The sequence below is a fragment of the Sinimarinibacterium flocculans genome (assembly GCF_003201205.1).
In the GTDB taxonomy this organism is placed as follows: Bacteria; Pseudomonadota; Gammaproteobacteria; order Nevskiales; family Nevskiaceae; genus Solimonas; species Solimonas flocculans.
Map to the genome: position 1 here is coordinate 1 of NZ_QICN01000009.1, position 13,350 is coordinate 13,350.

The 13,350-nt window shown below is 65.2% G+C and carries 14 protein-coding genes; all 14 read right to left on the reverse strand.

The features are described 5' to 3' along the window. Positions 1–73 precede the first annotated feature (73 nt). Positions 74–1,579 (reverse strand): ParB family protein, encoded by a 1,506-nt coding sequence (locus C8D93_RS14915; RefSeq protein ID WP_110266025.1) that lies wholly within the window; start codon positions 1,577–1,579, stop codon positions 74–76. Next, positions 1,572–1,808, reverse strand: coding sequence for a type II toxin-antitoxin system HicA family toxin (locus C8D93_RS14920; protein ID WP_110266026.1), 237 nt, complete (start codon positions 1,806–1,808; stop codon positions 1,572–1,574). Before C8D93_RS14920 ends, C8D93_RS14915 begins: the two co-directional genes overlap by 8 nt. Further along, a complete protein-coding gene (locus C8D93_RS14925; RefSeq protein WP_110266027.1) occupies positions 1,792–2,658 on the reverse strand; it encodes a ParA family protein in 867 nt (288 codons plus the stop codon). The genes C8D93_RS14920 and C8D93_RS14925 overlap by 17 nt, the downstream gene beginning before the upstream one ends. Positions 2,659–2,688: 30 nt before the next feature. Beyond that, complete coding sequence (locus C8D93_RS14930; protein WP_110266206.1) at positions 2,689–2,901, reverse strand: AlpA family transcriptional regulator; 213 nt, start codon at positions 2,899–2,901, stop codon at positions 2,689–2,691. Positions 2,902–3,525: 624 nt separating this feature from the next. Beyond that, positions 3,526–4,953 (reverse strand): pyruvate kinase, encoded by a 1,428-nt coding sequence (pyk, locus tag C8D93_RS14935; RefSeq protein WP_110266028.1) that lies wholly within the window; start codon positions 4,951–4,953, stop codon positions 3,526–3,528. Then, positions 4,950–6,128, reverse strand: coding sequence for a phosphoglycerate kinase (locus C8D93_RS14940; RefSeq protein WP_110266029.1), 1,179 nt, complete (start codon positions 6,126–6,128; stop codon positions 4,950–4,952). Before C8D93_RS14940 ends, pyk begins: the two co-directional genes overlap by 4 nt. Before the next feature lie 131 nt (positions 6,129–6,259). Next, positions 6,260–7,261, reverse strand: coding sequence for a type I glyceraldehyde-3-phosphate dehydrogenase (gene gap / locus C8D93_RS14945; RefSeq protein ID WP_110266030.1), 1,002 nt, complete (start codon positions 7,259–7,261; stop codon positions 6,260–6,262). Then, positions 7,258–7,998 (reverse strand): HAD-IA family hydrolase, encoded by a 741-nt coding sequence (locus C8D93_RS14950; protein WP_211307366.1) that lies wholly within the window; start codon positions 7,996–7,998, stop codon positions 7,258–7,260. The genes gap and C8D93_RS14950 overlap by 4 nt, the downstream gene beginning before the upstream one ends. After that, on the reverse strand, positions 7,980–8,678 hold the full coding sequence (gph, locus tag C8D93_RS14955) for a phosphoglycolate phosphatase (protein ID WP_110266032.1): 699 nt from the start codon (positions 8,676–8,678) through the stop codon (positions 7,980–7,982). Before gph ends, C8D93_RS14950 begins: the two co-directional genes overlap by 19 nt. After that, a complete protein-coding gene (gene rpe / locus C8D93_RS14960; RefSeq protein WP_110266033.1) occupies positions 8,675–9,334 on the reverse strand; it encodes a ribulose-phosphate 3-epimerase in 660 nt (219 codons plus the stop codon). Before rpe ends, gph begins: the two co-directional genes overlap by 4 nt. Continuing rightward, complete coding sequence (cbbX, locus tag C8D93_RS14965) at positions 9,331–10,227, reverse strand: CbbX protein (protein WP_110266034.1); 897 nt, start codon at positions 10,225–10,227, stop codon at positions 9,331–9,333. The genes rpe and cbbX overlap by 4 nt, the downstream gene beginning before the upstream one ends. Before the next feature lie 64 nt (positions 10,228–10,291). Then, positions 10,292–10,729, reverse strand: a complete 438-nt coding sequence (locus C8D93_RS14970) for a ribulose bisphosphate carboxylase small subunit (RefSeq protein WP_110266035.1) — start codon at positions 10,727–10,729, stop codon at positions 10,292–10,294. Between the two features lie 11 nt (positions 10,730–10,740). Next, entirely contained in the window at positions 10,741–12,219 is a 1,479-nt protein-coding gene (locus tag C8D93_RS14975; protein WP_110266207.1) for a ribulose-bisphosphate carboxylase large subunit, read from the reverse strand. Positions 12,220–12,256: 37 nt separating this feature from the next. Further along, positions 12,257–13,336, reverse strand: a complete 1,080-nt coding sequence (gene fba, locus C8D93_RS14980) for a class II fructose-bisphosphate aldolase (RefSeq protein WP_110266036.1) — start codon at positions 13,334–13,336, stop codon at positions 12,257–12,259. Positions 13,337–13,350 lie beyond the last annotated feature (14 nt).

Genomic DNA, 13,350 nt, shown 5'->3' on the forward strand with positions numbered 1-13,350 from the left:
ACTTCAACGCACTGCCAGCACAGCTGGCGGCATAACCCGGCAGAGCATCACTTATAAATCCGGGAAAGCTGTCTCACGAAGCGGGTCCACTTCTGCTGAACGCTGGTTCAGGACGCTGCAGTGGGGTAGTGCAGACGAAGCCGACGCCGGTTTCGATCGGCTCGACACAGTCGGCCAATTGGGCTTCCTCTGCGATTTCGCGAGCGAACTGTGCAATGTGGATGCGCAGCCGGTCAGGCGAATCCAGGCTGGGTTCGATGTACCAGACGTCAGTGATCGGAAACAGGCCGCCAGCTTGAACAGGTATGGCACGGAGCGCGTTGTCTGCGAAGTCCGGCAACGATTCTCCAACATGCTCCGCGACCAGCTGCTGGATGGCCTGCAGCCGATCAGTGCTGGCTGCTGGCGAGACGACATGGCCCCGCAAACGGTGGTCTTTGTCGTGATCGTGGGCCGAAGCTGTTGTTATGGATGGAGCAGTGAGGGTAGTCGCGGACGTAGTCGGTTTGCGAGTCTGCTCAGCAGGAAGAGGCGTCCATTCCGTTGCGTGCGCGGGGCCAGTCCCGATGGTAGCTGGATGCAACGGGGTAGCATCTTTCAGATCCAATGGGATGGGGTTGGTAGCGCCACTCCCCGGTGCAGCATTGGACGTCGGGATTTCGGCTGGCGTCTGCGGCGGGCTGGTGACTACGCGCTGGCGATGTTCGATGTTGTCGATATCCAGTTCGAGCGTGTTGTAGTCGGCGTCCAACAGTTCTGACATCTGGCCAATCAGCTCATCCTGGACACGTCTGATGGAGAATGTTTCGGGTTGAGCATCGAACGAGGCGAGGGTGTCGTGGAACAGCGTTTCGAAGTCGACGCCGACCTGCTTTCCCTCGGTACGCTTCTCCCATGCGAGTTCGCTGGATTTCCTTAGTACGGAGAGTCGTTCGACTTGGTGTCGGCCGAGGCCGCCGTAGAGTACGCTCGGGATCGCCGGTAGCAGGTAACGCACAGTGTCCTGCATCCTGCTGATGTGAGATTGCTGGACCGGGTAACCATCGGCTGAGAGACGACGCGACAGCTCGGACTGAGACAAGGACCTTCCGGTTTCCTGCTCGTACAGCTCACGCGCCTTCTCGACCCCGAGCGCACGCTCGATGAAGGTCAACCCGCCGTGCAGTTCGTTCTCCGCCAGATGGCCTGTCAGCGCGATGATCTCTCCGCGTTCGGGCCAGGGCCGGAATAGACAGGGAATACGGAAGAAGCGTGCGTCCTTCGTTTCGGACCAGAGCTCGCGCAGGATAGCCAGGCGCGTATTGCCACCGTTGCGGATGATGTAGTGGTCGGCCCCTGGTCTCCGCGTGATCGGTGGCGGTGCGTCTAGGCCGCGTTCGCGGATCGACGCCTTGATATCGTCGAACAGGGGGTTGCGCGTCAGGCGAGGATCCAGCTCGTATGGGCGTAGTTCATCGAGCGTAACCACCATCGGAGTGTCAGCAATGGGGTCGCTGAGCGCCTGAGCGATCGGACCTGAGCGGAAGAATCTGCCGGCCATCAGTTTGCCGGCTATGTCCTCGGGTGTAAGGTCAGCCATCCGGCCCTCCCGTGCGCTTTCTTCCTGCTCGCCGCAACTGCGCCTTGGCATTCAAGCTGGCGTGATGATCGCTTGCCGTTGAACTGGTGAAAATCGGCGGCAGGCCGGGCTTGGCGAACTTCAGGTGCCCTCCTCGCGTACGGCTGACTTTACAGCCATCGCACAAGGCAAACTCGATCAGCGGCAGCAGCCGCTTGTGGCCACGGTACAGCTCATGGGAGATCGACATTGATCCGCCTCCAGCCAGAGGCCTTGCCGGTGACGTGGGCAAGCTGTTCCCGCCATTCGGGGCAGAGTTCGATGGCGAGATCGCGCACGATTTCCAGCGCAGACGGTGCCTGCCGACCCGTTGGGCGCCGATGTTCGACCCGATGGGCTGGCAGGCCCTGTGTCGCCGCTCGTGGAAAAGCCTCGATCGCGGGAACCTCGCAACTCAACACCTGAACCTGGGCGTGGTCACGGAAGATCAGGCGCAGCGTTTTCTGGATCAGTCGGGCGTTGGAGGAGATGGCGGGCACACGATTAATCAGCAGGTGCAGTGGCGGCGGCTGGATGCCCAGTTGCCGGTAGGGCGCGATGTCGTCTACAAGCTGCAGTGTGCCGCGCCGCAGCTCGCGGGCGGCCAAGATCTCCGGAGTGATCGGCGATACGGCCTGATCAGAAGCAAGGATGGCCATCTCCAGCAGCACGCTGCGAGCCCCCTGAGTGTCGATTAGCACCAGGTCGTAGTGCGGCCGAAAGATGGACAACAGGTTGCGGAGCCGGAGACGTCCGTCTGCAGCGTGCAGCAGCAGTGTTCCCAGTTGCCGGTGCTCGTCGTTGGACAAGACGACGTCGAGGCCGTCGACGACCGTGTGCGAGGCCAGCCGCGACAAGTCGGATTCGTTGAAGGCCAACAGCTCGTAGATGCCACCAGCGGCACGGTCGGCAATCTCGTAGTACGACGACAGCGTTGGCTGCGTATCCAGGTCTAGCAGCAGCACGCGTAGACCCGCGTCGGCGATGAAACCGCCCAGGTTGGTGGCAATGGTTGTTTTACCGACGCCTCCCTTGGTCGAAATGACGGAAATGACTTGCATGGCTCGCTCCTTCTTCGTGGTGGAGCGGTGTTAAGCACGCTCTTTGAGGCGCTCGGTGATCCAGTGGTCGACCTCGGCGGAGTCCCAGCCGACGGCACGCACGCCGAGGCGAAGTGCCTTGGGGAACCTGCCCTGCTGCATGAGGTTGTAGATATGTGCGCGTTTGAAACCCGTCTTGGCTTCGACTTCGGCGCGCCGTAGGATGCGTCGCTCAGTAGCGGAAACGGAATGCTGATTGGACATGATGGTCACTCCTGGATGCTCGGCAGCGCTCGTAGAGGGGCGTGTAGTAGATGAGCGTTGCCGCGGGAGCGCATTGAACAATCCGGCCGACCACTTGCCGGATTTATAGGATTGCCATCAGGTTGATCTGAGTCGATGTAGGTCGGTCCGCGGCATTGCGGTACCGGTGCGCAGAGAAACCGCGTAGAAGGGAAGCGGTCCGGCGAGGCGAGAGCTTCGTTGGAGACCTCACGTGTCATCGAGTCTGAGTCGTCGCTATTGCTACTTACTTCCGCATCCATGCGCATACTCTCCAGTGGCGATTTCATCCCGGAAGTGCATATCCTTATGCTTCAGCGGATTGTGTCGCCTATTGTCAAGCTATAAATGGATGCGTTTACTTGAATTGTTAAAATAAAACTCCATGAGAAGCTGAAAAATGGTTTCCAATGCTATTTAGTTTTTCCGATTAATGCGGCTAAAAGCTTATGAAAAATTTTTAAACAATAGATGCTTAAACTAATAAATAAAAAACTGGCAATAATTATCATAAAAATCCGGCAGACTTCTTATCGATCCCCTTGGGTCTGAATCCATCGCGTCTTCGCGATGGATTCAGAGACGCCGAAATGGCGGAATTGATCTTCATCCGTCAAGAATCTTCATCGTGTTGGTGCCCCCCGGTGACGAAAGGTCGCCATGCGTGACGAGGACGCGCTGACCGGACTGCAGTCGTCCGAGGCGACGCAACTGATCCACTGCCGCCTGTGACGGGCGCAGCGATCCGTCCCGCGGCGGATCGAAGGCCAGCGGGCAGACGCCTCGGCACAGGGTCATGCGGCGCCGCGTCCGTTCATGCGGCGTCAGTGCGAAAATCGGAATGCGGGTATCGCCGCGCGACATCAGCAATGCGGTGTGCCCGGACTCGGTGATCGCAATGATGGCGGCTGCCTGCATGTGCGTTGCCGTCCATGCCGCGGCGCGGGCGATCGCCTCGTCGCTGCGGTGGAAGTGATGCGCATCGGCAAGGCGCGCGCCGCCGGCCGGCGTGGGCGGCGCGCTGCGCTCCGCGCCGGTGCAGACGCGGGACACCGCTTCGATGACCTTGACCGGATGGCGTCCCGTCGCGGTCTCGGCGGACAGCATCACCGCGTCCGTCCCGTCCATGACCGCATTGGCCACGTCCAGCACCTCCGCGCGCGTCGGCGCCGGGTGCTGGATCATCGACTCCATCATCTGCGTCGCGGTGATGACCATGCGGTTCTGCTCGCGCGCGGCGGCGATGATGCGCTTCTGCCAGCCGGGCAGTTCGGCGTCGCCGATCTCCACACCGAGATCGCCGCGTGCGACCATCACCGCGTCGCTGGCCTCGATGATCGAGGGCAGCGCGGCCAGCGCTTCGCTGCGCTCGATCTTGGCGACGATGGCCATGCGTCCGCCGGCGGCCTCGATATGGCGCCGGACTTCGTGCAGGTCGTCGGCGCTGCGCGGGAACGAGACCGCGAGAAAATCGGCATCCATGCGCACGGCATGGCGGATGTCGGCGAGATCCTTGTCCGTCAGTGCGGGCGCGGACAGGCCGCCGCCGAGCTTGTTGATGCCCTTGTTGCTGGACAGCCGGCCGCCACTGAGCACGCGGGTCTGGATGCGCGTGCCATCGACGCGTTCCACACGCAGGGTGATCGCACCATCGTCGAGCAGCAGCGTGTCGTCGCGCTCGACATCGCCGGGCAGTCCGGCATAGGCGCAGCCGACGATGGAGGCCGTGCCGGACTGTGCGTCGTACGCCGGATCGAGTGCGAAGGACGTGCCGTCCGCGAGGTCTACCGCGCCGTCGGCAAAGCCGGCGATGCGGATCTTCGGTCCCTGCAGGTCGCAGAGAATGCCGATGTCGCGTCCGATCTCTGCCGCGGCGGCACGTACCGCGCCTGCACGGCGATGGTGGTCGTCGGCGTGGCCGTGCGAGAAGTTCAGGCGCACGACATCGACGCCGGCGAGCAGCATGCGCCGCAGGACGGCGGGGTCGTCACTAGCCGGTCCCAGCGTGGCGACGATCTTGGTCTGGCGGGTCATGCGGCGGCGCGGTGCTGGAGGATGTCCACGGCCGGCAGCGTCCTGCCTTCGAGGAATTCGAGGAAGGCGCCGCCGCCGGTGGAGATGTAGCCGATACGGCTGCCGACGCCGAACGTGTCGATGGCGGCGAGGGTATCGCCGCCGCCGGCCAGGGAGTAGGCGGGACTTCCGGCGATGGCCTGCGCCAGCGCGCGCGTCCCGTGGGCAAAGCTGTCGAACTCGAACACCCCGACGGGCCCGTTCCAGACGATGGTGCCGCAGTCCCTGAGTCTGGCTGCGAGCATGGCGGCGGTCTTCGGGCCGATGTCGAGGATCATTTCGTCGGCTTCGACTTCGTCGACCTTGCGCGTTTCCGCGTGCGCCTCGGCTGAGAATTCCGGCGCCACGACCACGTCGACCGGCAGCGGGATGTCGCCGCCGCGCGCACGGATCTTGTCGAGGATGTTGCGCGCCGTATCGAGCATGTCCTTCTCGTAGAGCGACTTGCCGACCGGCTTGCCGGTCGCGGCAAGGAAGGTGTTGGCGATGCCGCCGCCGACGATCAGCAGGTCGGCGACGTCGGCGAGGTTGTTCAGCAGATCGAGCTTGGTCGAGACCTTGCTGCCGCCGACGATGACGGCCAGCGGCTTCTTCGGCGTCGCCAGCGCCTTGCCCAGCGCATCCAGTTCCGCCGCGAGCAGCGGGCCGGCGCAGGCCACCGGCGCGTACTTGCCGACACCATGGGTGGTGCACTCGGCACGGTGCGCGGTGCCGAAGGCGTCCATCACGTAGACGTCGCACAGCGCCGCCATCTTCTTCGCCAGCGCCTCGTCGTCTTCCTTCTCACCCTTGAGAAAGCGGGTGTTTTCACCGAGGGCGATCTGGCCCGGTTCGAGCTGCACGCCATCGATCCAGTTGCTGATCAGCGGCACGGTCTGGCCCAGGTGCTCGCACAGCCAGCCGGCGACCGGCGTCAGCGAGTGGCCGGGATCGAACTTGCCGGCCTTGGGCCGGCCCAGGTGCGAGACGACCAGCACCGACGCGCCCTTTTCCAATGCGAGCTTGAGCGTCGGCAGCGACGCGCGCAGGCGCGCATCCGAGGTGATGCGGCCGCCCGCGATCGGCACGTTCAGGTCCTGCCGGATCAACACGCGCTTGCCGGCGAGGTCGAGGTCGGACATGCGGAGGATGCTCACGGTCGTTCGCTCCGGGAATCGAGAATGGGGAATCGGGAATCGTTGCAGCAAAGGTACGGCGAAAGCGGAGACCGGCAGGGGATCGGCATCGCCTTTACGATTCCCGATTCCCCACTCCCGTGGCGTTCGCGTCAGCGAGCAACGACCCGCACCATCTCCAGGCACTTGTTGGAGTAGCCCCACTCGTTGTCGTACCAGCTCACGAGCTTGACGAAGGTCGGGTCGAGCTGGATGCCGGCGTTGGCGTCGAAGATCGAGGTGCGTGCGTCGCCGATGAAGTCGGTGGCGACGACGGCGTCCTCGGTGTAGCCGAGGATGCCCTTGAGCGCGCCTTCCGATTGCGCCTTCATTTCCGCCTTGATCTCGTCGTAGGTCGCCGGCTTTTCGAGTTCGGCGGTCAGGTCGACGACGGAGACGTCGGACGTCGGCACGCGGAACGACATGCCGGTGAGCTTCTTGTTCAGCTCGGGAATCACGACGCCGACAGCCTTGGCCGCACCGGTCGACGACGGGATGATGTTTTCGAGGATGCCGCGGCCGCCGCGCCAGTCCTTCGCGCTGGGACCGTCGACGGTCTTCTGCGTCGCCGTGGCGGCATGCACGGTGGTCATCAGGCCACGCTTGATGCCCCATTTGTCGTGCAGCACCTTGGCCAGCGGTGCGAGGCAGTTGGTCGTGCACGAGGCGTTGGAGACGATCGCCTGGCCGGCATAGGTCTGGTGGTTGACGCCGTAGACGAACATCGGCGTGTCGTCCTTCGACGGCGCCGACATGATGACTTTCTTGGCGCCGGCGGCCAGGTGCTTCTCGGCCGACGCCTTGTCGAGGAACAGGCCGGTGGATTCGATGACGATGTCGGCACCCACGGCGTCCCACTTCAGGTTGGCCGGATCGCGTTCCTGAGTCAGGCGAATCTTCTTGCCGTTGATGATCAGCGTACCGCCATCGACCGAGACGTCACCCTTGAAGCGGCCATGCACGGAGTCGTACTTGAGCATGTACGCCAGATAGTCCGGCTCCAGCAGATCGTTGATGCCCACGATCTCGATGTCCTGACCGAAGTTCTGCACCGCCGCGCGCAGCACGTTGCGTCCAATGCGTCCGAATCCGTTGATGCCGACCTTGATGGTCATGAGGGAAATGCTCCTGGAGAGGTGCCGCCGGCGTGCCAGCGGGCGAGGACGTCGAAATGGATGTCGGGTTCCAGCGACGGCACGACGGCGAGGGCGCCATTGAAGTCGTGGTCGCGCGTGTAGGCGCTGGGTGTGACGAGCGTGGCAATGCCCGCGCCGCGCGCCGCCGCGAGCCCGGCGGCACTGTCCTCGATGGCAAGGCAGGCGCTCGCGCTCAGGTCGAGCCGCTTGAGTACGGCGACGTAGACGTCCGGCGCCGGCTTCTTCGCGGCAACGGCGTCGCCGGCGACGATGCAGTCGAACGGATCGGCACCGAGACAGCCGTCCAGCAGCTCGCGCACGTTGGCCTCGCTGGTCGTCGTCGCGATGGCCATACGCACGCGTCGCGCGTGGCATTCGTCGATCAGGCGGCGGACACCGGGACGCAGCTGCACGGCGCCGGCGCGGACCGCGGCGGCATAGAGCGCGGTCTTGCGCGCGTGCAGTGCGCGGATGCGTGCGTCCACGTCGGGCAGTTGCAGCCATTCGGGCACGCAGCGTCGGGCGTACTCGCGGATGCGCTCCTTGCCGCCGGTCACGCGCAACAGTTCGGTGTAGAGCGAGACGCTCCAGAACCAGTCGAGCCCGGCCTGGACGAACGCCGCATTGAACGCGCTGCGATGCGCCTCCTCGGTTTCCGCGAGGGTGCCGTCCACGTCGAAGATCAGCGCGCGCAGCGTCATGCGGGTACGGCGCACAGTGTCCTCACGCGTTCGGGAATTTCATCGAAGCGCGAGACTGGCGGTGTCGCGAGCGTCATTGCCGCGAGCGCGTCGGAGCCGTAGCCGTAGCGCACGCCGATGAAGGCGGTGCCTGCGGCGCCGGCGGCCTGCGCGTCGTGCGGGCCGTCGCCGACCATCACCGCGTTCGCCGCGTCGATGCCGAGCGTCGCCAGGGCGGCGCGCAGCGGCCGCGGGTCGGGTTTGCGCGCCGGCGTGGAATCGCCGCCGACGACCGTATCAAAAAAGATGTCCAGTCCCAGCGCATGCAGGATCGTGAGGCTCGGGGCCAGCGGCTTGTTGGTGCAGACCGCCAATGACCAGCCGTCGGCGACCAGCTGCCGCAGCGTCTCCGGCACGCCGTCGTAGGCACGCGTGTGCACGGAGGGCGCGGCGGCGTACAGCGGCATGAAGCGTCCGAGCAGGCGGTCGATCACCGCCGCGCCAAAGTCGCCCTGCGTGGGAACGCCGAGGGCTTCGAGCGCGCGTTGCATCAGCGTACGCACGCCGTCGCCGACCATCGCGGTCACCTGCGCGCGCCCCAGCGGCGGCAGCCGCAGCTCGGCGAGCGCGCGGTTCAGGCACAGGCGCAGGTCGGCCACGCTGTCGACCAGCGTGCCGTCGAGATCGAAAACAACGGCGCCGGAGCCGGGATTCATCGCACCCCCGCGCGCAGTGCTGAGATGTTGTCTGCATAGGCGTCGCGGCCGTTGCGGAACGCCGCGGAGCCGGCGACGAGCACGTCGGCACCCGCGGCGACGACGGCGCCGATGTTCTGCGGGCCGACGCCGCCGTCCACCTGCAGGCGGATGTCACGGTCGCCGATCAGGCGGCGCACGGCGGCGATCTTGTGAAGCGTTGCCGGGATGAAGGACTGGCCGCCGAAGCCGGGGTTCACCGACATCAGCAGCACGAGGTCGATGTCGTCCAGCAACGGTTCGACGGCTGCGGCCGGTGTGCCGGGGTTGAGCACGAGTCCGGCCTTCCGGCCGAGCGCGCGGATGGTCTGCAGGCTGCGGTGGACGTGCGGGCCTGCCTCGGTGTGGACGGAAATCCAGTCGGCGCCCGCCTTGGCGAAGGCTTCGATCCAGGGGTCGACCGGCGCGACCATCAGGTGCACGTCGAAAGGCTTCGCGCTGTGCGGGCGCAGCGCGCGCACGACGTCGGGACCGATCGTCAGGTTCGGCACGAAGTGGCCGTCCATCACGTCGACGTGAATCCAGTCGGCGCCGGCGGCGTCGATGTCGCGCACTTCCTCGCCGAGGCGCGAGAAGTCCGCGGACAGGATCGACGGGGCGATCAGGACGCCGCTCATGCGGGCGAGCCTTCCGCCGCGGCGAATACGCGGCTGGCGAGAATGTCCGGCGCTTCCAGCGTCATCAACCGGTCGGCGTCGAGCGGCATGCCGGATTCGAACAGGCGGTTGGCCTGACGCAGACGCGCGCGGTCGAGTGCGTTGCGCACCGAACGCGCATTGGCGAAGTGCGGCTGGCGGCGGCGCGCGACGAGGTAATCGGAGAACGCCTTGCGCGCCTCGTCGCTGAAGCGGTAGTTCTGTGCGCCGAGCAGTACGTCGGCGATGTCCAGCAGTTCCTCGTCCGCGTAGTCCGGAAAGTCCACGTGATGCGCGATGCGCGAGTGGAAGCCCGGATTGGCCTTGAAGAACGTGTCCATGCGGTCGGCGTAGCCGGCGAGGATCACGACGAGGTCGTCGCGCTGGTTCTCCATCACCTGCAGCAGGATCTCGATCGCCTCCTGGCCGTAGTCGCGCTCGTTCTCGGGGCGATACAGATAGTAGGCCTCGTCGATGAACAGCACGCCGCCCATCGCCTTCTTCAGCACCTCGCGCGTCTTCGGCGCGGTGTGACCGATGTACTGGCCGACGAGATCGTCGCGCGTTACGGATACCAGATGGCCCTTGCGGATGTGGCCGAGGCGGTGCAGCAGGTTGGCCATGCGCAGCGCCACGGTGGTCTTGCCGGTGCCGGGGTTGCCGGTAAAGCTCATGTGCAGGGTCGGCGGCTGCGTCGCCAGACCGAGGCGCTGGCGCACGCGGTCGACCAGCAGCAGGGCGGCGATCTCGCGGATGCGCGTCTTGACCGGCTTCAGGCCGACGAGCTCGCGGTCGAGCTCGTCGAGCACTTCGCCGATGCCGGTCTCGGCGAACTCGCGTTGCAGGTCGACGGTGGTATCGGTGGTGTCGGTCATGGTGGTCTCGATGCGGTCCCCTCTCCCCGCGAAGGAAGAGGGGACGTGGGAACGGCTGCGCGGATCAACTGTACCGCTCGCCCTCCGGCTTCTGCGCCGCGTACGAGCGCGTCGTGTAGGCGATGCGGCGGCCGGCCAGCTCCTGGCGCTCCAGCTTGAAGCCGGGCTCGTCGTCCGGACGGTTGACGATGAACGACATGCGCAGCGACTCGACGCCGCGCGTGCTGTCGAACGCGGTCACGCGCACGTAGTGGTTAGGAAAGGTCTTGCGGCAGTTGTTGATCTCCATCAGCACGCCGGCGGCGTCGGCGAGATCGAACATCGGCATGCCGTACATTTCCCAGTAGGTGTTGCGCGGATGCGGATCGTCGGTGTACTCGACGCCCAGCGCCCAGCCGTGATCGAGCGCGTACTGCACCTGCGCCTTGATCTGCTCGTCGGTCAGGTCGGGCAGGAACGAGAACTGGCCCTGAGTGAGGCGGTTGCCGTAGTTGGTCATCATCGTCGTATCTCCTAGGCGCTCACCGTCGTCGTCGGCACGAAGTCGGCGGTATCGGTGGATTCGTAGTTGAAGCTCACGTCCTTCCAGGTGTCGAGAGCAGCCTTCAGCGGCGTGCAGCTCTTCGCCGCGTTCTCGAGGATCTGCGGACCCTCGTTCCAGATGTCGCGGCCCTCGTTGCGCGCCAGCACCATCGCTTCCAGCGCGACGCGGTTGGCGGTGGCGCCGGCCTGGATGCCCATCGGATGACCGATCGTGCCGCCGCCGAACTGCAGCACCACGTCCTCGCCCAGATAGGTCAGCAGCTGGTGCATCTGCCCGGCGTGGATGCCGCCGGAGGCCACCGGCATCACGCGGTTCAGCGACGCCCAGTCCTGGTCGAAGAACAGGCCGTGCTCCAGGCTCTGCTCGGTGCGCGTCTCGCGCAAGGTGTCGTAGAAGCCCTTGATCATCAGCGGATCGCCTTCGAGCTTGCCGACCACGGTGCCCGCGTGGATGTGGTCGACGCCGGCCATGCGCATCCACTTGCAGATCACGCGGAAGTTCATGCCGTGATTCTTCTGGCGCGAGTACGTGGAGTTTCCGGCACGGTGCAGGTGCAGGATCATGTCGTTCCTGCGCGCCCACTTGGCCATCGACTGGATCGCCGTGTAGCCGATCACGAGGTCGATCATGACGATGCACGAGCCCAGCTCCTTGGCGAACTCGGCGCGCTCGTACATCTCCTCCATCGTGCCGGCGGTGATGTTGAGGTAGTGGCCCTTGACCTCGCCGGTGGCGGCCTGCGCGCGGTTCACCGCTTCCATGCAGTACAGGAAGCGGTCGCGCCAGTGCATGAACGGCTGGCTGTTGATGTTCTCGTCGTCCTTGACGAAATCGAGTCCACCTTTCAGTGCCTCGTAGACCACGCGGCCGTAGTTGCGGCCGGACAGTCCCAGTTTCGGCTTGGTCGTCGCGCCGAGCAGCGGGCGGCCGAACTTGTCCAGGCGCTCGCGCTCCACGACGATGCCGGTCGCCGGACCCTGGAAGGTCTTCAGGTAGGCCACCGGGATGCGCATGTCTTCCAGGCGCAGCGCCTTGACCGCCTTGAAGCCGAACACGTTGCCGATAATCGACGCCGTCAGGTTGGCGATCGAGCCGGGCTCGAACAGGTCGAGGTCATAGGCGATGTAGGCGAAGTACTGCGCTTCGGTACTGGTGCCCTCGCCGGTGTTCGGCACCGGGTCGACGCGGTAGGCCTTGGCGCGGTACAGCTCGCAGTCGGTCAGGCGGTCGGTCCAGACCACGGTCCATGTCGCGGTCGACGATTCGCCGGCCACCGCCGCGGCGGCTTCCTCGGCGTCGACACCGGCCTGCGGCGTGATGCGGAACATGGCGATCACGTCGGTGTCGAGCGGCTGGTAGTCCGGCTGCCAGTAGCCCATCTGCTTGTAGGGGATCACGCCGGACTTGTAGCGTTCCTTTCCGGTCAGTGCAGTGTTTGCGTCATTCATCTTCGTCTCCTGCGTCAATGCGAATCGGGTATTGCGTTCAGGCGGCAGCGGTCATCGCCGTTCGTGGCGCGAGCACGCCGCTGCGGTAACGTTTGGCCATCTGCGCGAGACCGACGACCTTGATCTTCGAGGCCTGTCCGGCGGTGCCGAACTCCTCGTAGCGCTGGCGGCACAGATCGCGCATCGCCTCCATCGCCGGCTTGAGGAACTTGCGCGGATCGAACTCCGCCTTGCTGTTCTGTGCGACCTTGCGGAACTGGGCGGCCATCGCGAGGCGGCAGTCGGTGTCGATGTTGACCTTGCGCACGCCGTACTTGATGCCCTCCTGGATCTCGGCCACCGGCACGCCCCAGGTCTGCGGCATCGCGCCGCCCCAGCGGTTGAACTCCTCCTGCAGCTCCTGCGGCACCGACGAGGAGCCGTGCATGACCATGTGCAGGTTCGGCAGCTTCTCGTGGATGCTGCGCACGACGTTCATCGCCAGGATCGCGCCGTCGGGCTTGCGCGAGAACTTGTAGGCGCCGTGCGAGGTGCCCATCGCGATCGCCAGCGCGTCCACCTGGGTCGCCTGCACGAAGGCCACGGCCTGATCCGGATCGGTCAGCAGCTGGTCGTGCGAGAGCTTGCCCTCGGCGCCGTGGCCGTCCTCCTTGTCGCCTTCACCGGTTTCCAGCGAGCCCAGGCAGCCGAGCTCGCCTTCGACCGAGACGCCGACCGCATGCGCGGTCTCCGTGACCTTGCGTGTGATCGCGACGTTGTAGTCGTAGCTGGCCGGCGTCTTGGCGTCGGCTTCCAGCGAGCCGTCCATCATCACGCTGGTGAAGCCGTTCTGGATCGCCGAGAAGCAGGTCGCCTCGTCGTTGCCGTGGTCCTGGTGCAGGCACACGGGGATCTCCGGATAGATCAGTTCGACCGCTTCGACCATCTTCGCCAGCATCGTGTCGTTGGCGTAGCTGCGGGCGCCGCGGCTGGCCTGCAGGATCACCGGGGCATCGGCCGCGCGTGCGGCGTCCATGATCGCGAGCACCTGTTCCATGTTGTTGATGTTGAATGCCGGCACGCCGTAGCCGTGCTCGGCGGCGTGGTCCAGCAGTTGTCGCAGGGTGATGCGTGCCATCGAAAGGTCTCCTG

What these genes read in the sequence shown, in the direction of transcription:
- C8D93_RS14915 (WP_110266025.1), bottom strand. Translation starts at nt 1,579, where the DNA reads ATGGCTGACCTTACACCCGAGGACATAGCCGGCAAACTGATGGCCGGC.
- C8D93_RS14920 (WP_110266026.1), bottom strand. Translation starts at nt 1,808, where the DNA reads ATGTCGATCTCCCATGAGCTGTACCGTGGCCACAAGCGGCTGCTGCCG.
- C8D93_RS14925 (WP_110266027.1), bottom strand. Translation starts at nt 2,658, where the DNA reads ATGCAAGTCATTTCCGTCATTTCGACCAAGGGAGGCGTCGGTAAAACA.
- C8D93_RS14930 (WP_110266206.1), bottom strand. Translation starts at nt 2,901, where the DNA reads ATGTCCAATCAGCATTCCGTTTCCGCTACTGAGCGACGCATCCTACGG.
- pyk (WP_110266028.1), bottom strand. Translation starts at nt 4,953, where the DNA reads ATGACCCGCCAGACCAAGATCGTCGCCACGCTGGGACCGGCTAGTGAC.
- gap (WP_110266030.1), bottom strand. Translation starts at nt 7,261, where the DNA reads ATGACCATCAAGGTCGGCATCAACGGATTCGGACGCATTGGACGCAAC.
- gph (WP_110266032.1), bottom strand. Translation starts at nt 8,678, where the DNA reads ATGAATCCCGGCTCCGGCGCCGTTGTTTTCGATCTCGACGGCACGCTG.
- rpe (WP_110266033.1), bottom strand. Translation starts at nt 9,334, where the DNA reads ATGAGCGGCGTCCTGATCGCCCCGTCGATCCTGTCCGCGGACTTCTCG.
- cbbX (WP_110266034.1), bottom strand. Translation starts at nt 10,227, where the DNA reads ATGACCGACACCACCGATACCACCGTCGACCTGCAACGCGAGTTCGCC.
- C8D93_RS14970 (WP_110266035.1), bottom strand. Translation starts at nt 10,729, where the DNA reads ATGATGACCAACTACGGCAACCGCCTCACTCAGGGCCAGTTCTCGTTC.
- C8D93_RS14975 (WP_110266207.1), bottom strand. Translation starts at nt 12,219, where the DNA reads ATGAATGACGCAAACACTGCACTGACCGGAAAGGAACGCTACAAGTCC.
- fba (WP_110266036.1), bottom strand. Translation starts at nt 13,336, where the DNA reads ATGGCACGCATCACCCTGCGACAACTGCTGGACCACGCCGCCGAGCAC.